This is a genomic window from Roseofilum capinflatum BLCC-M114, from assembly GCF_030068505.1.
Taxonomy (GTDB): Bacteria; Cyanobacteriota; Cyanobacteriia; order Cyanobacteriales; family Desertifilaceae; genus Roseofilum; species Roseofilum capinflatum.
In genome coordinates this window covers 55,328-73,091 of the sequence record NZ_JAQOSO010000120.1, presented here as the reverse complement: position 1 = coordinate 73,091, position 17,764 = coordinate 55,328, and the positions used below count along the sequence as shown (strand labels likewise).

The window sequence follows — 17,764 nt, the reverse complement described above, 5'->3', positions numbered from 1 at the left end:
GGCACTTATTTGAGGGAACACTTACTGTTGACTGGGAACCAAAGCCGCTTTAATCGCTGCTTCTAGGTCTTCTATCCAAGTCATTTGAAACTGAGCTAACCGCTCTTCGATCTCCGGACTCAAGGCATCTCCAACCAGCCTCAGAATAACCGGAACGTTAGAATTCGTCACCGATCGCGATCGCCGCTCTAATCCTTTTATGATCGCTTCAACAATGCGATCGCTCGGCGTTAAGCTGCTCATCAAATTCACCAACAAAATCTCCACTTCCTCCTGATCGAGTACCAATTCCAATCCTCGCTCAATCCGATCGCACAGTTCATCAGCCAACCATCCCCCTTGAAAGTCCCCAGCAATATCTAAACATCGGGCGGGATGGCCACCGCTACTATAGATTAAATCCAGGGTAGCCATCATCAATCCTGTCCCATTCGATAAAACCCCTATAGTGCCCTCTAAATCCATAAGATGGAAGCCCAAATCCTGAACTCCATCTTCTTCCGGGGGGCGATCGCCATTCTTACTTGAGGTCAATGGAGGCGGATCGATGAAGCTAGAATCATTTTTAATCCACAATTTCACCCAATCTCGATGGCGGTTTAAGGCCTCGTCATTCACCGTTACCTTACCATCTAAAGCCATCACACTACCATCAGGACTCACGCCCAACGGATTAATTTCCACCAGATCCAGATCTTTATCGACAAACAACCGATACATTTTTTCAATAATCTGGCTGACCGATTGAATTAATCGCCCTTGGAGTCCCATCTTCAACACCAAACGGCGAGCATAAAACGGCGAAAAGCCCTGATCGACCACCACTACTTGCATGTGTTCCATCACTGCATCGAGATCGACACCGCCTTTGTTGGAGCCTAACAGCACCGGTCGCCTGGCATGGGTATCCAACACTACTGCTAAATAAAGTTCGCGATCGGCATTGTATTTAGCCTCAGCTAAAATCACATCTGGATAATCGCCCATAATCGGCAAATTGACGATCGCCTGGGCCGCAGCCACCGCATCAATGGTATTTTCGGCAAATTTCACCCCTCCGGCCCGACCCCGACCTCCGGCACGCACTTGGGATTTTAAGACCACGGGATAGGGAATCTTCAATCCTTTCAAGTCAGCCGGATGGTTGATGCACTGAGACGGCAAGATAGGAATGCCAATCTCCGCAAATAATTCCTTAGCCTGATACTCTAGTAAATCCATAGATTGTTAAGGGTTAGACAAGATGGGTGATTTGTAATCTTTTATTTTATCTAGAATTTAAATCTCTAGACTTTAAATTTATCACTGACCCGATTGAACCTTCTGTCCCTCCCCACAGTCTAAATATACAGAAATCACCAATGACGAGGAACGGGTTTAGTGGTTGCTAGATTAGCTCATCTTTGGGGGACTCACCTAAGCCAGGGTGCGTCAGAAGCCTTAGAGAATGACTCACAATTAGTCCATCAATGTCTTCAGGGAGATCCCCAGAGCTATCGCCCATTATATCGCCGTTATCAATTGCAGGTGCGCTCTACCCTCTATCAACTTTGTGGGCCGTCTCACTTGGATGATTTAGTTCAGGAGGTGTTTTTGCGAGCCTGGAAAGGACTACCCAAGTTTCGGAAAACAGCCAAGTTTTCTACTTGGCTCTACCGAATTACTTGCAATGTAGCCTCGGATGAACGGCGACAATTGGCCAAACAAAATCAATTGTCTTTGAATGTGGATCTTCTGTCTGTGTCTGAAGACACATCAGATTTAATGCAGCTTCATTACCAAGATTTGGTGCGTCGGGGTCTGGAGCAATTGACCTGGGAACACCGCACGGTTCTGGTTTTGCATGATTTGGAAGATCTGCCGCAAAAGGAAATTGCCCAGGTTTTACAGATTCCTGTGGGGACAGTGAAATCTAGGTTATTTCATAGCCGAGCAGCTATGCGTAACTTTTTGGAAGAACAGGGAGTGCAATTATGAAGCCGATCGATTCTCACTCTTCATCGGGTGACCAGGAAAAAGACGATCGCCTGGTGGCGTTTCTGCATCAATATCGGTCTTGCCCTCCATCGGAGGGGATGGAACTCGAAGATCGGATGATGCAAGAAATTCAGAGCCTCGATCCTGAAAAGAGGGTAACCCGCAGCCGGAAAAAAGTGTGGGTTTTCGGGGCGATCGCCGCGAGTGTGGTTTTGGCGATCGGTGGATATGCTCGCTGGTCTACCCAAATGGCCAGCCAACCCCTATCGGAAGCAGAAATTGCATCCTTAGATCAATTTCTCCAAGACACTTGGCAAGGGATCGGTCAACCCTCTTCCTCTGTCGAAGATCCGTGGTTTCTATGGGAAGATGCCCCATCTAATTAGTTTTTCATTCAATCAATCTTAGAGGTCTTGTAACATGATGTCGGTTAAACCTATGTCTATCGCTCGTGTGTGTGCTGTTACTTTAACTGTGTTGGTTCTGGGTGGGGGAATGGCTCAAGCTCAACCCCACGGCAATTGGGATCGTCAGGGTACGATGATCGCTCAACGGGGAGGCCCTGGCCAACGGGGCCCTAATCCCCAGGGGAGATTGATGCAACAGTTGAATCTGTCGGAACAACAGCAACAGCAAATTCAAGCCATTCGAGAGCGCTATGAACCCCAATTGAGCCAAAGTCGAGAAGCGACGCAGCAAGCTCGCGAGCAGTTGCGGAATTTAATGACGGGAAATGCTAATGAGAACCAAATTCGGGCCCAACATCAGCAGGTGCAACAGTTGGCTCAACAAATGGGAAATCTGCATTTTGAGAGCATGATGGAGATTCGCGGTGTGCTGGATGAGAGTCAACGGCAACAGTTTGGCGAGATGATGAATCAAAGGCGCGATCGCTTTTCCAATGGCCCAGGAAATCGTCGGGGTAATCGACCGGGTGGGAATAATCGGAATTTGGATAATTCTCAATTCTAAGGTTTATAGTATGTCATTTATGTCATTGCGAATGGAACGAAGTGGAATGAAGCAATCTCGATCCAGATAGCTAATTGTAGCGTTTCGGCTGTCGCCGACATGAAAGCGAAGCTTGCACGCAGCGCGAATGCTGCCCTCCGGTCGCAATGACAAGGGTTTAACCGGACTTGATATCAAATCTGTCCTTGGGAGTGTAATCTAGCTGTCATGGTTTCCCCATTACCGCGCCAAGCGCTCTATTTCTATCTTCATGGGTTTGCATCTTCTCCTGAGTCCTTTAAGGCAAAGGCGATCGCCCAAAAATTTAGTGATCGCCATCTCACCCTCCATGTCCCCGATCTCAATCAAGGGGATTTTTCCCATCTGACCTTAACTCGGCAATTGCAACAGGTGGCTGGTTTATTCCCCTCCCCAGAAACGCCAGTTTATATCATGGGTTCGAGTTTTGGGGGATTAACAGCCGCTTGGTTGGGACAACGGTATCCTCAAGTGCAGGGGTTAGTTTTACTGGCTCCTGCTTTTGAATTTTATGCTTATTGGATGGCTCAATTTACAGCCTCAGAACGGCAAGACTGGCAAAACCAGGGCTATTGGCCGATTTATCATTATGGAGAACAGAAAGCGCTCCCCCTACACTATGGCTTAATCCCCGATTTGCTTGAATATCCCCCTTCCGCTCTCACCCGTGCTGTCCCGACCCTGATTTTTCATGGATTAAATGATGAGGTGATTCCCATTCAACAGAGCCGAGACTATGCCCAGAGCCGACCTGGGGTGAAGCTAATCGAGTTAGAGAGCGATCATGGATTAGGCGATCGACTGCCCCAAATTTGGCAAGGGATTCAAAATTTCTTACCGGGAATCACTTAACACAGGAGTTTCCCCATTACCCATTACCAGCGCTATAAAATTTGATATGCTAATTTTATCTTCACCGCTACTTATGAGTTCCTTAAGTTTATGTTGTCTTTCATTCGTCCGGCGATCGCCCAACTGAGTGCCTATAAACCCCATCCAGGAAGCATCACCGGAGATGCGGCGAGTCATTCCCAAATGTTGGATCGACTTGATACGAATGAAAGCGCCCATGATTTACCCGAAGACCTGAAACAGAAATTAGCCCAGCTCTATGTGCATCCCCTAGAGGCTAATCGCTATCCCGATGGCAGTCATCATGAATTAAAAGAGGCGATCGCCCAATATGTCAACGAATCCGCCCAAATCACTCCAGACTCTGCCCTTTCCCCCGATCACATTTGCCTAGGAAACGGCTCCGATGAACTGATTCGCTCCATCCTGATGGCCACTTGTTTAGGTGAGAGCGCCGGGATTTTAACCGCTAATCCCACCTTCTCCATGTATGGGATTTTAGCCCAAACCTTGGGGATTCCCGTTGTTACCGTCGATCGCCATCCCCAAACCTTTGAAACCAATCTGCAAGCGGCTCAAAATGCTCTAGAAGCCCATAATCCTCCGATTCGGGTGGTGTTTATGGTACATCCCAACTCCCCCACCGGTAACCCCCTGACCCCTGAAGAAATCCAGTGGTTAAAACAATTGCCTCCAGAAATTTTGGTGGTGATTGACGAAGCCTATTTTGAATTTAGTCAACACACCCTTGTCCCTGAATTGGATCAACACCCCAATTGGGTGATTCTACGCACCTTTTCTAAAGCCTTCCGGTTAGCCTCCCATCGCGTCGGTTATGCAATTGCTCACCCTGAATTGATTGAGGCCCTAGAAAAAGTCCGCCTGCCTTATAACTTACCTACCTTTTCCCAACTGGCAGCCCTGTTGGTACTCCAAAATCGTCAACCCCTTCTCAGCACCATTGGCCCCCTATTACAAGAGAGAGAACACCTCAAGGATCGATTAAACCAAATTTCTCTGCTGCAAGTTTGGCCAAGTGCAGCTAATTTTCTCTACGCTCGCCTAAATTCTACAGCCCAACTGACTCATCAAGAAATCGGCGATCGTCTCAAAACCCAAGGCACTCTGATTCGTCATACCGGTGGAGGACTAAGGATTACCATTGGCAATCCTGACGAAAATCAACGCACGTACCACAGACTCAACAGCCTTTTTGCCTCAGTTGCCATCCCTAACTGACACTCAACTGAGCAATCGAGCCTCATGAATCGTCTCTGGAAAAACGCCCACCATCAAGGATAAAGCCTCATCAGGTATGGTGGACAAAGTTTTTGCGCCGAAAAACGCTTCAAAATGCTGAAGAATCTTTTGCGCCCGATTGAGAGGGATGGTTTGATCCGTAAATTGGTGGGTAAAGCGAATCCATTGAAGGCGAATTAAATAAGCCTGCCTTCGCTCCTCCCAATTTTCTGGGGATACGAGATCGAGATTGCCCACAGGTAAGAACCCATGACAATCTGAATCACAGTTTCCACCTACCGCCGCCCCAGGGCCGGCAAATTCTGCATGATAGCGCTTATAGACGATCAGTCCATTGCGACGGCTCTTATTGACCATCAACAATTTTCCTGATTTTAATTGACTCAAGGGATCGAGATCGGACACCTCTAACACCGTTTGACCAAGTTTGCGAGTATGAGATGGGTTATGTTTGGGATTCCCCTGAACTCCATGAACTCCATGATGTGAAGTCGAGGCAGATCTTGGGGAAGGAGAAGATTGGTAGCAGTTTAGATTATTGCTATCCATTTGCGATCGTAGTCGGTGAAGTTCACAAGATGTTATGACGGAGTATGGGACATTTGGCTCGATAGCCATGGATCATCCGGATGTATTCCGAAACAAACCTAGTTTAAGTGCATTAACTCTGGGTGGCAACGGTTATCCCATTACTTCTTGCCAAAAAGAGGCATCTGACCCAAGACATCTTCAGATAGTTCATAGTTCAGGGATTGACCCGTTGGCGATCGCTCGTTTCATCAATTCACTGACCTTTTCAGATTCATTGTTACATTTATTGGATCTATCTTTCAGTGTAAATCCTATCGTTAGTTCCTAACCTAACTTCATCAAAACTTCATATAACTGATGGAATAGGGGGACAATTTTAAAGATTTCAACAAGCTTCAGCCTTACCGCTACACAAAACTCAGAGGGTTGATTTAGCATAAGAAGTATCTTACACCCTATACCAGTATCAAGTTCCATAAGTTCCTTACCTAATATTGCCTTATGAATAGCGATTATTCCCTCGGCTCAACCTGGGATTTGGTATCAGTTCTGCCCAGACCTAATCATCCTTCCACGGATTGTCCGGTTAAGCGTGGCATTGATATTGTCGGCAGTCTAGTAGGTTTACTGATTTTAGCTCTAATCTTTATTCCGATCGCCATTGCCATTAAACTCGATAGTCCTGGGCCCATTTTCTTCAGTCAGCGCCGCTATGGACTCCAGGGTAAGCCCTTTACTATTTATAAATTTCGCTCGATGGTCATGGATGCCGATCGCCTGAAATCCAATGTGGAAAATCGCGCTAAGGGTCTCATCTTCAAAAATGAGTCCGATCCTCGTGTGACTAAGGTAGGGAACTTTTTACGCAAAACCAGTTTAGACGAATTTCCCCAATTCTGGAATGTGTTGCTGGGAGAAATGAGCTTAGTCGGGACTCGCCCCCCCATCCATGAGGAAGTGATTCGCTACAAACCCCATCATTGGAGACGCTTGGATGTGAAGCCGGGTTTAACGGGACAGTGGCAGGTGAGTGGACGCTCTTTAGTGAGTGATTTTGAAGATATTGTCAGTTTGGATTTAGAATATCAGTCCCTCTGGACTCCCTGGTACGATGTACGGATTATTTTGCAAACTATTCATGTAGTCTTACGTCGGACAGGGGCTTGTTAAAAGATTGAGCTAGGTTTTAAGGTGACACTGTATTAGGGTCAACGGCTGTTGACCCTTCTTCTTTTTGGGAAAGGAAATTGGGGTTTTCCTATTCCCTATTCCCTATTCCCTATTCCCTAGGGCGAAGCGCTACCCATGGCGAGATTGATGCCATTGCCAGGCATGGCGGATAATGGTTTCTACGTCGGGATAGATCGGATTCCAGTTGAGCAGAGTTCTGGCTTTGTTGCTACTACCGACTAATATAGGGGTATCTCCGGGACGGCGATCGCACTCAACGGCTTTAATTTCACATCCTGTCACCTGGCGAGCCGTTTCAATCACTTGTCTGACGGAAAAGCCATTGCCATTACCGAGATTAAACACTTCACTTTCGCCGTTGTTTAAAAGGTACTCTAAACCCAAAACATGGGCAGCCGCTAAATCGACCACATGAATATAGTCTCGCAGACAGGTTCCGTCTTCCGTATCGTAGTCTGTGCCGAAAATGGATAAGGATTCCCGTTTTCCTAAAGCGGTGTGCAGCGCCAAGGGAATTAAATGGGTTTCTGGATGATGATCTTCGCCTAATAAGCCTCCCGGTTCGGCTCCAGCCGCATTAAAATAGCGGAACCGGACAGATTTTAACCCATAGGCGCTATCAAAATCGGTTAAAATTCGCTCGACCATGGCCTTACTCGCAGCGTAGGGACTCATGGGATTTTGGGGATGATCTTCGGGGATGGGGAGGGTTTGGGGTTCCCCATAAATGGCGCAAGTGGAGGAGAAAACCAGCTTGTTCACTTTCGCGTTTAGCATGGCTTCGAGTAGGGTTAGTGTGCCATGAACGTTGTTGCTGTAGTACATGCCCGGTTTTTGCACCGACTCACCCACGGCAATAAAGGCGGCAAAGTGCATCACCGCCGCGATAGGATAGGTTTGGAAGATCTGATCGAGTAAGAGGCGATCGCCAATATCTCCGACAATCAAGGGGACTTTGAGAACATTTTCCACTAAATCCTGATGCCCATAACTGAGATTATCTAAAATAATCACCTCATAGTTGGCCTCTTTTAAGGCTAATACAGCATGGGAGCCAATATAGCCCGCTCCACCGGTTACTAAAATGGTTGGTTTTGGTTGCGCCACCTTAAAAAGCCCCTTGTTAATTGATGTTTGTCTGGTAGTTGCATTACCCTAGATCTGGATCATCTTAACCCTAATCTTTCGCGTCAGTTAGCGATTTGTTCTTTAAAGTTATGACAGACATTGCCCAAGAGATTACTGCCATTGATGACCAACTCTCGAAACGAGATATTGCCCTCGATCCGGGGGGATATTATATTATTTACCTTGACCGAGAGGCTCGGCTGATTTGTGCCAAGCATTTTACCAATATTATCAACGATCGCGGTCTAGCTGCCGATCCGGAAACGGGAGAGGTGATTCCCGCGAAGGGGAAAGTAGAACGCACTGCCAGTCAAGTTTATACGGCGCGAACGGCTAAGGAACTCTGTGTGAAACTCTTTGAAAGCGATCCCCCCTGTGCGGTGACGATGTTCGATCATGCGGCGTATCTGGGACGGGAGTTGATGCGAGCGGAGTTTGCCCTGATTCAGGGTACGGAGTATGTCCAAGATTGAGAAAGATTAAGAAACGTAACGAGAATGTTGCAACTCTTAACATAAAAATGGCGATCGCTGTCTCAGACCTTGTTAGACTAAGACCCTAGATACTTTAAATTCCTCCCTCATCGGAGATCAACCCCCCATAAGGGAAGACGCTCATAACTCAAAACCAATCGTTAAAGACCTATGGTAAGCTCGGCTGAAAAACCCGCTTTTCAAGAAATCCGTCCCGGTGTAAAAGTCCCGGCTAAGGAAACCATCCTCACCCCTCGATTCTACACCACAGACTTCGATGAGATGGCTAACATGGACATCTCTGTGAATGAAGCAGAATTACAAGCCATTCTGGAAGAATTCAGAACAGATTATAATCGCCATCACTTTATTCGTGACGAGGAATTTAACCAATCCTGGGATCGCATTGATGGTGAAACTCGTCGCTTGTTTGTGGAATTTCTCGAACGCTCTTGCACGGCTGAGTTTTCTGGTTTCTTACTCTATAAAGAATTAGGCCGTCGCCTCAAAGGAAAAAGCCCGGTTTTGGCAGAATGCTTTAACTTAATGTCCCGTGATGAAGCCCGTCATGCTGGATTTTTGAATAAAGCCATGTCTGACTTTAATCTCTCCCTAGATTTGGGCTTTTTGACGAAAAGTCGCAGTTATACCTTCTTCAAGCCTAAGTTTATTTTCTACGCCACCTATTTGTCTGAGAAAATTGGCTACTGGCGCTATATCACCATCTATCGCCATTTAGAACAACACCCTGAAGATAGAATTTATCCTATCTTCCGCTTCTTTGAAAATTGGTGTCAGGATGAAAACCGCCATGGTGATTTCTTTGATGCCATCATGAAATCTCAGCCGCAAATTCTCAATGATTGGAAAGCTAAACTTTGGAGTCGCTTCTTCCTGTTGTCGGTGTTTGCGACCATGTTCCTGAACGATATTCAACGGTCAGATTTCTATGCGTCTATTGGTTTGGATGCTCGTGAATATGATATTTACGTGATTAAGAAAACCAATGAAACGGCGGGTCGGGTATTCCCGGTTATGTTAGATGTAGAGAATCCTAAATTCTATGAATATTTGGATCTTTGCGTCGAGAACAATAAGAAGTTGCGGGAAATTGATGCTTCTAGCAGTCCCAAGTTCTTGAAACCTCTGCAAAAGCTTCCTCATTATCTGTCTAATGGCGTGCAGTTCATCAAACTGTATTTCATGAAGCCGGTTGATACGACTCAGATGGAAGGCGCTGTCCTTTAATTTGATTGTTTTCATGAGGTCAAAGGGTTCTGTCACTGTTGGCAGACCCTTTTTGTTGGGTTTAATAGGCTATGTAGCGTTTTCAAATGAGTTATCAACGGTTGCCCCTCATCCCCCAGCCCCCTTCGGCTTCGCTCAGGGCAAGCCTTCTCCCGCAGGAGAAGGGGAGTAGAAGTCCCTCTCCTGTGGGAGAGGGATATAGGGAGAGGGCAAAATCTCTCCTCTATCTCATTCTGGGATCTCTGCTGGGACTATGGGGAATTCAGATCGCCGCCTATGCTGATGAGGTTGATGTGCCGCCAGAGGTTTTAGAAGAGTCTCCGGTTTTACAACGTTGGCAAGAGGATGTGCCGAATGTGCTGGAGGAGATCCAAACTGATCCGAGTCTTCCGACGCGAGTACGAGCGGGGTATTCCCAGTTTCCTTCCTCGGAGCATTTGGGGGGGTTTCATGTGGGGTTGGAAGATTGGTGGCTGGGGAAAACGGGGTTAAGTGTGAGTGCGGGGTATGAGGGATCGTTTGGGGGGGAGCGATCGCACCTATCTCTGGATCTCCATTATCATTTATTACCCCTAGGGGGATATTTTAACGTAGCTCCCGTTTTAGGCTATCATCATCTGGGAACCCCCGATTATTCAAGGGGAGGGGTTAACTTAGGGGTTCGACTGACCCTGATTCCCTCACGGGGAGGCGGTACAGATTTATCCCTGTCTCAAACGTTTGTCAATCCTGGAAGTGGCACAGAAATCGGTTTAACAACCCTCTCGATGGGTTATGCTCTAACGGAGCGATGGCGGTTAGCAACGGAGATTGAAAAGCAGAATTCTAGCGATCGCAAAGACAGTCGAGTAAGTATTGGTCTGGAATGGATGTTTTAGTTTCAGTAACTCGCTAAATAATTATACCATAGCTGAGGCGATCGTACATCCTCCATCGGAATGAACTGTAAATCCTCCACCTGGAGGAAGAAATTATTCCAGAATTTTCCTATACTCGTAACCATAACATCCGATCTATACACCAGTGTGGGAGGCAGGAAAATATGAAACTTACCAATGCAGCCGTTTTAGCCTTATTTACTCCCCTTCTATGGTTCAGTCCGGCTAAAGCTGAAAATCCTCATCACGTCCAACAACTCCTCGAAACTCGCGCTTGCATGGGATGTGACCTCTCTGGTGCAGATTTAAGTGTGCAACATCTGATTGGTGCAGACTTACGCAATGCGGATTTATCCGGTGCAAATTTGACGAAAGCCAACTTAGAAGGCGCAGATCTGACCGGTGCTAATTTAGAAGGCGCTAACCTTACGGATGCGTTCCTCAATCAAGCGAGTTTACATGAAGCGAATCTCGTTGACGTTAATTTTACTCGTGCGTCTTTGATTGAAGTTGATGTTACCCAAGCAGAAATGAAAGACCTGACGATTACAGAAGCCACCATTTACAATACCCAAATTGGGGTAGGTGGAGCAGCACCCGAACCGGGTGAAGACGTAGAATTTTAGCCCAGTTCTAACCGTGATGATATCCAGTCCCGTTAAACACCATAGTTAAAAATCTAGCCATAGTTAAAAATCTAGGGAGCGAGACGCTCCCACTCCAGTCATAGATCAAGGGATTGGAGGAGTGCGGGCATCTTGCCCGCTTCTCTTTTCCTTCTGTTAAAGAACAGGCTTTAAACTCCCTTGATGTAAAGATAATACCGGTTTACCTAAGAACTGAATCAGACGCTCGTCATGGGTAGTCACCAGGATGGTGATGCCCATGCGATTTAGTTTTTGCAGGATTTTCATCACTTGGATAGCGTTGTGGGAATCTAGGTTACCTGTGGGTTCATCGGCTAACAATAGGGGCGGTGTACCGACGAGAGCGCGAGCTAAACTGGCTCGTTGCTGTTCTCCTCCAGAGAGGTAGTGGGGGAAAGAGTTGGCTTTATGGGATAAGCCTAACATTTTCAGGGTAGCGGGTAGACGGCGCTGGATTTCTGGGGGGCTGAATCCTTGAGCGCGAAGGACGAAGGTGAGGTTTTCGGCGATGGTTTTTTGGGGAATGAGTTGGTAGTCCTGGAAGACGATACCCATTTTACGCCGCAGTTGGCAGAGGCGATCGCCTTTTAAACCTGCCATGGTTTCCCCTAAAACCGTTAAGTTACCGGATGTGGGCTGTTCTGCCCCATAAATGAGCTTGAGAAACGTAGATTTTCCGGCTCCAGAGGCTCCCGTAATAAAAAGAAAATCCCCTTGATAGACGACTAAGGAGACTTGACGCAGGGGAGAAGCGCCGTTGTTATAGGTTTTGTGGACACTCTGAAACTCAATGATAATTTCTTTTCCCGATGCCGAAGATTTTGGGGAAGGAGAGGGTTGCCACCATTGCTGAACCGACTGTAGGGTTTGCTTGAGGGTTTTCATCTGAAGAAATCAGAAAGACTGAGTGAGGGATAACCAGGCAAACCGAGGTAGGGCTAACATTCTGCGCCAACGACTCGGTTCTTGGTAGAGGCGATACACCCATTCTAAATGGCGATCGCGCAACCAAGCCGGAGCGCGATCCTTGCGTCCTGCCCAAATATCAAAACTGCCCCCCACCCCGATCCAAATAGAACCCGGACACAGGGAGCGATGTTGGGCGATCCATAATTCTTGCCGGGGAACCCCTAACCCCACATAAATGAGGTGAGGTTGTTTTTCTTTCACGGTAGCTAAAAGATCTTGCTCTTCAGCCTCCGACAGATAGCCATGTTGCACCCCGGCGATCTTCAGATCCGGGCATTGCTGCTGCCACATTTGCGCCGCATCTTGGGCAACTCCCGGCTCTCCGCCATAGAAAAACGCCCCTCTAGAGTCTCCCTCTAATGAAGAGAACTCACCCATACGACAGAGCAAAGTTTCCGCTAATTCAATCCCTGGAAAGCGCTGGATCTGATAGCCTTGCCATTGTAAGTATAAAACCACTCCTGACCCATCAGGAATCACCAAATCTGCTTGGCGGATAATTTGGGCGAGAGCTGGATTTTCCCGCGCTTGCATGGTCATTTCCGCATTCAGAGTCACCACATGGGCCCCCCGTTTTTCTCTAAGCAGATGCAGCAACCACCCTGGATAATCCTCTGATAAATGAATGGGAATATCCATCACCCGCGCTGGTTCTGGACTCTTCACCAGATTATTCTCCATCCTCACCCCTTCTAGCGATTCCATATTTTTGTCTTTGAGCGTCCATGGTCAACGCTTCCGTATTTTACCTTAGAGCTACGCCCTGGTAATCGGTGGTGAGTCACAGCGATTGGAGGCCCTGAGCTAAAATTTTCTCGATGATACTACTGGTGGATGTAGAGACTTCAATTTGAATCAGTTCCAGACGACAACCACAAGCCCTAACGGTTGGCATTTCCGGTAAGGTATCTGGGGTATAGTCTCCTCCTTTGGCATAAATATCGGGTTTGAGGGTTTCAATTAAGCCCGTAGCGGTTCTAGAGTCAAAGATAACGACCCCATCAACGGGTTTTAAGCCCATGACCAGTTCTGCTCGTTGGGCTTGGGGTATGATGGGGCGATTGGGTTTGAGCTGTTGTACGGAGCGATCGCTATTCATGCCGACGATCAGCGATCGCCCTAAAGCTTTTGCCTGTTGTAAATAGCGTAAATGGCCAATATGCAGCAAGTCAAAGCAGCCATTCGTGAGTACCAACGGCCGCCAGTTTTGGGGATCTGCTGTAATTTTGGTTTGCAGTTGCTCAAGGGTATATAGCATTTTTAAATAAAATGTAAACGCTGTAGAGCATCGTTTATCGTCTTAACCACCAGTGTAAACCCCAGCCGATCGCAAAACCCAATCCCCCAAACCGCACCGCTTGCCAAAAGGGTTCTTTGACTGTTAACCAAGACAGCAGACGACTCTCTAGCTCCACTTCTAAGACTGCCAGTTGTTGTTTAATCTGTTTAAGTTCTGTTTGCAGTTGTCCTAACCGTTCCTGAAGATCCTGTTTTTGCTGCTGTCCGTCTCTGACTTGGGTATACCGTTGTTTAAGACTCGATAGACTTGCTTCTAGGTCTATCAAGCTCTGTTCCCAGTCAGGTTGGGGATCGGTATCAGAGGAGGGGGGGCGATCGGACATAAGCTAGGGGGAGGCAAAAGGCAAAAGGCAAAAGGCAAGAGGCAAGTCCGTAGCCTTTCGATTACAATCAAGGGCAACGGTATTTTATCAAAGTTATCTGCTCTTATGTCGAATCTTTCTACTACAGAAACCCCGATCGCCGATCAGCTCTCGGATCTCAGCACCCTAGAGATCGCCCAAGTATTAGCTCAACGACTGGCCATTTCTTCGGCCGATTGGCATAAACTCAAGTCTAATCGTACAGCCCGGGCCCAGGAACAGGCGATCGCCGCTCTCATTTTTCTGTTAAACAACCAGCCTGAAGAAGCGCTTCCTAGACTGCAACAAGCCACCGGTTGGCTCGATCGCTCCATTAGCGCTCCCCCTTGCCCCGATCATCGCTAGGGTTTAGATTATCGCCAGCTTTTACATAACCGCAGTTCCCGGTCTTCTGGAGACCACTGCACTTGATCGAAAATCTGGTGCAAAATAAATAAACCTCGTCCACATTCAGCTTCATGTTCGGGAAGATCGGCTGCACTGATCGGGATACAGGCACATTGCTCCGATCCTTGACATCCCTGATCGGAAATGACCCACCAGTGATGATCGGGGGAGACCGAAAAACGGACATGAACTTGCTTACCCGGATCGAGATTATTACCATGTTTGGCCGCATTCACTAGGGCTTCTTGTAGTCCGAGTCTAACCTGTTCTTGCCAGTCTGAAGGCACATGAGAAGGGATGTGAGTGAGGAGTAGATCGAGTATGGGACACAGGTACAAAGTAGACGCGAAACTAATGGTATTCCATTGTCGGCGCACTGGACGAGGTGAAATAGCAATCACAACTGCCAATCCTTAATTCTTACAAGAGGACAGAGTATCTTAGGAGATCAAATTAGTGTTAGGGGTTTGAAACCTAGATGACCTGAGTGTATATGGCGTTCCCATTAACTTTATCTGAATGATTCAAATGATTCATAATTAATGAACTGCTTTAATGAACTACTTTTCCCGTATTAAAATTTTTTGGCTGTGCAATTGGTAAGGGTTTGATTGACGCTTCAATTCTCCATTCGCTTGACCTCGATTGGGAGGGATAGGGAAGTTAACAATTGCTCCAGAAAGCATAAATTTAAGTTTTTCTATTGCTTGATTATATCAAACTTTTTCTCAAAGTACATCCGTGTAACCAATATAGCTAAGTTTTCCCAAAAAGGAAGAACAGACTCTGATGACCGGTTATACTATAATTAGAGATTTTTTCTCTAACTTAATCCAGGTCTAGACAATAGTCTACTGATGACTCCTAGGGTAGAAGAATCTACTCGATATTCAGCAGACACCCGTATTAATTGAGAGTTATTTTGTTTTTAATATCACTTTAGACCGTCCTGTTTTTCCTGGCCACCCAATCCCATGATTTCATCCACCCTGGTTCCTCCCTCTATCAATCTTGAGTCCGTAAGATTAGAAATTCGAGCCTTACAGCCCGAACTGGTCAAATGGCGAAGGCAAATTCATCAATATCCTGAACTCGGTTTTGAAGAAAATCTGACCTCAGCGTTGGTATCAAAACTATTGACCCAATGGGGCATCGATCATCAAACGGCGATCGCCAGAACCGGTATTGTCGCCACCATTACCGGCCAAACCCCTGGCCCCGTTTTAGCCATTCGTGCCGATATGGATGCCTTACCCATTGACGAACTCAATCAAGTCCCGTATCGATCGCAGCATCAAGGCAAAATGCACGCCTGCGGCCATGACGGCCATACGGCGATCGCCCTAGGAACCGCCCGCTATTTAGCCCAACACCGACAAAACTTTTCCGGAACCATAAAAATCATTTTCCAGCCCGCAGAGGAAGGGCCAGGGGGTGCTAAACCCATGATCGAAGCCGGGGTGCTGAAAAATCCAGATGTGGATGGCCTCATCGGTCTACACCTGTGGAATTCTCTACCCATGGGTAAAGTCGCCGTTCGCAGTGGCCCCTTTATGGCCGCCGTCGAATCCTTTAAACTCCTGATTATGGGCAAAGGCGGCCATGGAGCCATGCCCGATCAAACCATCGATTCAGTCATCGTCAGCGCTCAAATTGTCAATGGGCTGCAAACCATTGTCTCCCGCAACGTCAACCCCTTACAATCGGCCGTGGTTACCGTGGGTGAACTCCATGCAGGAACCCGCCATAACGTGATTGCGGATACGGCCAAACTAAGCGGAACTGTTCGCTATTACGATCCCCAATTGCAAGGCTATCTACAAGAACGTATCGACCAAACCATAGCCGGGATCTGTCAGATCCATGGAGCAACCTACGATCTCAACTATTGGCGACAATATCCCGCCGTCATCAACGATCGCCGCATGGCTAACTTTGTATATTCCGTCGCCCAAGAAGTCGTCGAAACCTCTGATAAACTGCTGCCTGACTATCAAACCCTAGCCGCCGAAGATGTCTCCTTCTTCCTACAAGAAGTGCCTGGATGCTACTTCTTCCTGGGTTCAGCCAACCCAGAGCGAGATCTGGCCTATCCCCATCACCATCCCCGCTTTAACTTCGACGAGATTGTATTACAGATGGGGGTAGAACTGTTTGTGCGCTGCGCCGAGCAGTTTGCCGAGCGTTATCCGCTCTAGGGGAGTGGGGGAATGGGGGAATGGGGAAATAGCCTATTACCTATTGCCTATTGCCTCTTGCCTATTACCTATTGCCTTTTGCCTTTTGCCTCTTGCCTATTGCCTTTTGCCCATTCCCTATTGCCCATTCCCTATTGCCTATTCCCTATTCCCTATTACCTATTCCCTATTGCCTATTGCCTCTTGCCTCTTGCCTTCTTCTTGGGCAATAGCTTCTAGAGCAGCTTTTCCTAACGGCCCTTTAGACCACAACTCAACCCGTCTTTGGTCACCCTGGTAGCTGAGATCTAAGATCAACACCTCTGGGGGAGAATAGGGGAGCTTTTCGGCCCACTCAATAGCCACAATACCAGGAGGGACTTCTATTCCTTCCCAATAGAGTTCTGGATTGAGGTTAGGCACTTGAGCTGGACTGAGGCGATAGAGATCGAAATGGTAGAGGGGTACTCTGCCATCGGCATATTCATTAATCAGGGTAAAGGTGGGACTGTCGATGAGATCCTCAATCCCCAGTCCCTTACCCAGTCCCTGAATTAACGTAGTTTTACCCGTACCCAAATCCCCATTGAAGAGGACAACGCTTCCAGGGGCGAGAATTTGACCGAGTTTAATTCCCAATTCCTTGGTCGCTTGTGCATCGGGTAGGTCAAGAGAAAGATGCATAGTTGAAAGTTAAGTGTTGAGAGAATAGATTTAGCCGCGACGCTGTTGCAGTTGTCGATACACTTCCTTTAAGGGCACACCATGATAAGAAAGAGCGACCAAGGTGTGATAGAACAAATCGGCAACCTCTGAAGCAATGGACTCTGGATCGTCATCTTTGCAGGCCATGACGACTTCTGCTGTTTCCTCACCCACTTTCTTTAATATTTTATTGTCTCCATCGGCTAATAATTTACAAGTGTAGGATTCTGGCGTAGGATTGTCGCGGCGATCGCAAATCACCTCATAGACTTGAGAGAGCATATCCGCAGGAGGAGCAGAAATTGCTCCTTCCACCTGATGAAAACAACTGCGCTCTCCGGTATGGCAAGCAATATCACCGATTTGCTCGACTCCAATGAGCAGGGCATCGCTATCACAATCATAACGAAGCGATCGCACCTTCTGGAGATGACCCGACGTTTCCCCCTTATGCCACAACTGGGAACGGGAACGACTCCAAAACCAAGTTTCCCCCGTCTCTAGGGTTTTTTGTAGGGATTCTTGATTCATCCAAGCCATCATCAGCACCGTGCCATCGAGAGCATCTTGAACAATGGCAGGAACTAAACCGCGATCGTTATACTGAATGCGATCGACCGGAATCGCCTGGGACGGAAAAGACTCAACAGACATAAAAATTAATCAATTACCCCAACAAACAACAGATCG

General features: G+C 47.3%; 22 protein-coding genes. 12 read left to right on the top strand and 10 right to left on the bottom strand.

Annotated features, from left to right (window positions below):
* Positions 1-21: 21 nt before the first annotated feature.
* Positions 22-1,221 carry an ATP-grasp domain-containing protein gene (locus tag PMG25_RS24205; RefSeq protein ID WP_283769456.1) on the bottom strand — a complete coding sequence of 400 codons (1,200 nt, stop codon included), beginning with the start codon at positions 1,219-1,221 and terminating at the stop codon, positions 22-24.
* Positions 1,222-1,380: 159 nt separating this feature from the next.
* Here PMG25_RS24205 and PMG25_RS24200 point away from each other — a divergent pair, with 159 nt between their 5' ends.
* From PMG25_RS24200 to PMG25_RS24180, 5 genes are all read left to right on the top strand, one after another.
* Positions 1,381-1,977 (top strand): sigma-70 family RNA polymerase sigma factor, encoded by a 597-nt coding sequence (locus tag PMG25_RS24200; protein ID WP_283769455.1) that lies wholly within the window; start codon positions 1,381-1,383, stop codon positions 1,975-1,977.
* Positions 1,974-2,363, top strand: coding sequence for a hypothetical protein (locus PMG25_RS24195; protein ID WP_283769454.1), 390 nt, complete (start codon positions 1,974-1,976; stop codon positions 2,361-2,363). Before PMG25_RS24200 ends, PMG25_RS24195 begins: the two co-directional genes overlap by 4 nt.
* A 34-nt stretch (positions 2,364-2,397) precedes the next feature.
* Positions 2,398-2,949 (top strand): Spy/CpxP family protein refolding chaperone, encoded by a 552-nt coding sequence (locus tag PMG25_RS24190; RefSeq protein WP_430540984.1) that lies wholly within the window; start codon positions 2,398-2,400, stop codon positions 2,947-2,949.
* 207 nt (positions 2,950-3,156) lie between these two features.
* On the top strand, positions 3,157-3,819 hold the full coding sequence (locus tag PMG25_RS24185) for a YqiA/YcfP family alpha/beta fold hydrolase (protein ID WP_283769452.1): 663 nt from the start codon (positions 3,157-3,159) through the stop codon (positions 3,817-3,819).
* A 90-nt stretch (positions 3,820-3,909) separates the two neighbouring features.
* A complete protein-coding gene (locus PMG25_RS24180) occupies positions 3,910-5,058 on the top strand; it encodes a histidinol-phosphate transaminase (protein ID WP_283769451.1) in 1,149 nt (382 codons plus the stop codon).
* A 3-nt stretch (positions 5,059-5,061) separates the two neighbouring features.
* On the opposite strand, the gene PMG25_RS24175 is transcribed toward PMG25_RS24180, so the two are convergent.
* A complete protein-coding gene (locus PMG25_RS24175) occupies positions 5,062-5,628 on the bottom strand; it encodes a hypothetical protein (RefSeq protein ID WP_283769450.1) in 567 nt (188 codons plus the stop codon).
* 483 nt (positions 5,629-6,111) lie between these two features.
* Here PMG25_RS24175 and PMG25_RS24170 point away from each other — a divergent pair, with 483 nt between their 5' ends.
* Positions 6,112-6,780, top strand: a complete 669-nt coding sequence (locus PMG25_RS24170) for a sugar transferase (protein WP_283769449.1) — start codon at positions 6,112-6,114, stop codon at positions 6,778-6,780.
* 129 nt (positions 6,781-6,909) lie between these two features.
* Here the strand turns inward: PMG25_RS24170 and galE are convergent, their stop codons facing one another.
* A complete protein-coding gene (gene galE, locus PMG25_RS24165) occupies positions 6,910-7,908 on the bottom strand; it encodes a UDP-glucose 4-epimerase GalE (RefSeq protein WP_283769448.1) in 999 nt (332 codons plus the stop codon).
* Between the two features lie 110 nt (positions 7,909-8,018).
* On the opposite strand from galE, the gene PMG25_RS24160 reads away from it, so the two are divergent.
* From PMG25_RS24160 to PMG25_RS24145, 4 genes are all read left to right on the top strand, one after another.
* Positions 8,019-8,402, top strand: coding sequence for a DUF4346 domain-containing protein (locus PMG25_RS24160; protein ID WP_283769447.1), 384 nt, complete (start codon positions 8,019-8,021; stop codon positions 8,400-8,402).
* A gap of 171 nt (positions 8,403-8,573) precedes the next feature.
* The gene (gene acsF, locus PMG25_RS24155; protein WP_283769446.1) at positions 8,574-9,650 is read left to right on the top strand and encodes a magnesium-protoporphyrin IX monomethyl ester (oxidative) cyclase; all 1,077 of its coding nucleotides are present in this window, start codon (positions 8,574-8,576) and stop codon (positions 9,648-9,650) included.
* A gap of 185 nt (positions 9,651-9,835) precedes the next feature.
* Positions 9,836-10,528, top strand: coding sequence for a hypothetical protein (locus PMG25_RS24150; protein WP_283769445.1), 693 nt, complete (start codon positions 9,836-9,838; stop codon positions 10,526-10,528).
* A gap of 164 nt (positions 10,529-10,692) precedes the next feature.
* The gene (locus tag PMG25_RS24145) at positions 10,693-11,154 is read left to right on the top strand and encodes a pentapeptide repeat-containing protein (protein WP_283769444.1); all 462 of its coding nucleotides are present in this window, start codon (positions 10,693-10,695) and stop codon (positions 11,152-11,154) included.
* A gap of 156 nt (positions 11,155-11,310) precedes the next feature.
* Here the strand turns inward: PMG25_RS24145 and ftsE are convergent, their stop codons facing one another.
* The 4 genes from ftsE to PMG25_RS24125 all read right to left on the bottom strand — a co-directional run bounded on the left by ftsE (position 11,311) and on the right by PMG25_RS24125 (position 13,766).
* Positions 11,311-12,060 (bottom strand): cell division ATP-binding protein FtsE, encoded by a 750-nt coding sequence (gene ftsE, locus PMG25_RS24140; protein ID WP_283769443.1) that lies wholly within the window; start codon positions 12,058-12,060, stop codon positions 11,311-11,313.
* Between the two features lie 9 nt (positions 12,061-12,069).
* Entirely contained in the window at positions 12,070-12,849 is a 780-nt protein-coding gene (locus tag PMG25_RS24135) for a WecB/TagA/CpsF family glycosyltransferase (RefSeq protein ID WP_283769442.1), read from the bottom strand.
* Between the two features lie 76 nt (positions 12,850-12,925).
* Positions 12,926-13,402, bottom strand: a complete 477-nt coding sequence (locus tag PMG25_RS24130; protein WP_283769441.1) for an adenylyltransferase/cytidyltransferase family protein — start codon at positions 13,400-13,402, stop codon at positions 12,926-12,928.
* Positions 13,403-13,436: 34 nt separating this feature from the next.
* Positions 13,437-13,766, bottom strand: a complete 330-nt coding sequence (locus PMG25_RS24125) for a sll0565 family protein (protein ID WP_283769440.1) — start codon at positions 13,764-13,766, stop codon at positions 13,437-13,439.
* Between the two features lie 105 nt (positions 13,767-13,871).
* On the opposite strand from PMG25_RS24125, the gene PMG25_RS24120 reads away from it, so the two are divergent.
* Positions 13,872-14,150 (top strand): DUF6439 family protein, encoded by a 279-nt coding sequence (locus PMG25_RS24120; protein WP_283769439.1) that lies wholly within the window; start codon positions 13,872-13,874, stop codon positions 14,148-14,150.
* An 8-nt stretch (positions 14,151-14,158) separates the two neighbouring features.
* On the opposite strand, the gene PMG25_RS24115 is transcribed toward PMG25_RS24120, so the two are convergent.
* A complete protein-coding gene (locus tag PMG25_RS24115) occupies positions 14,159-14,593 on the bottom strand; it encodes an ATP-binding protein (RefSeq protein ID WP_283769438.1) in 435 nt (144 codons plus the stop codon).
* Between the two features lie 573 nt (positions 14,594-15,166).
* Here PMG25_RS24115 and PMG25_RS24110 point away from each other — a divergent pair.
* Positions 15,167-16,390, top strand: coding sequence for a M20 metallopeptidase family protein (locus tag PMG25_RS24110; protein ID WP_283769437.1), 1,224 nt, complete (start codon positions 15,167-15,169; stop codon positions 16,388-16,390).
* A 159-nt stretch (positions 16,391-16,549) separates the two neighbouring features.
* Here the strand turns inward: PMG25_RS24110 and tsaE are convergent, their stop codons facing one another.
* Together tsaE and hisIE are read right to left on the bottom strand one after the other, a co-directional pair.
* A complete protein-coding gene (gene tsaE, locus PMG25_RS24105; RefSeq protein WP_283769436.1) occupies positions 16,550-17,053 on the bottom strand; it encodes a tRNA (adenosine(37)-N6)-threonylcarbamoyltransferase complex ATPase subunit type 1 TsaE in 504 nt (167 codons plus the stop codon).
* A gap of 30 nt (positions 17,054-17,083) precedes the next feature.
* A complete protein-coding gene (gene hisIE / locus PMG25_RS24100; RefSeq protein WP_283769435.1) occupies positions 17,084-17,728 on the bottom strand; it encodes a bifunctional phosphoribosyl-AMP cyclohydrolase/phosphoribosyl-ATP diphosphatase HisIE in 645 nt (214 codons plus the stop codon).
* Between the last annotated feature and the right edge of the window lie 36 nt (positions 17,729-17,764).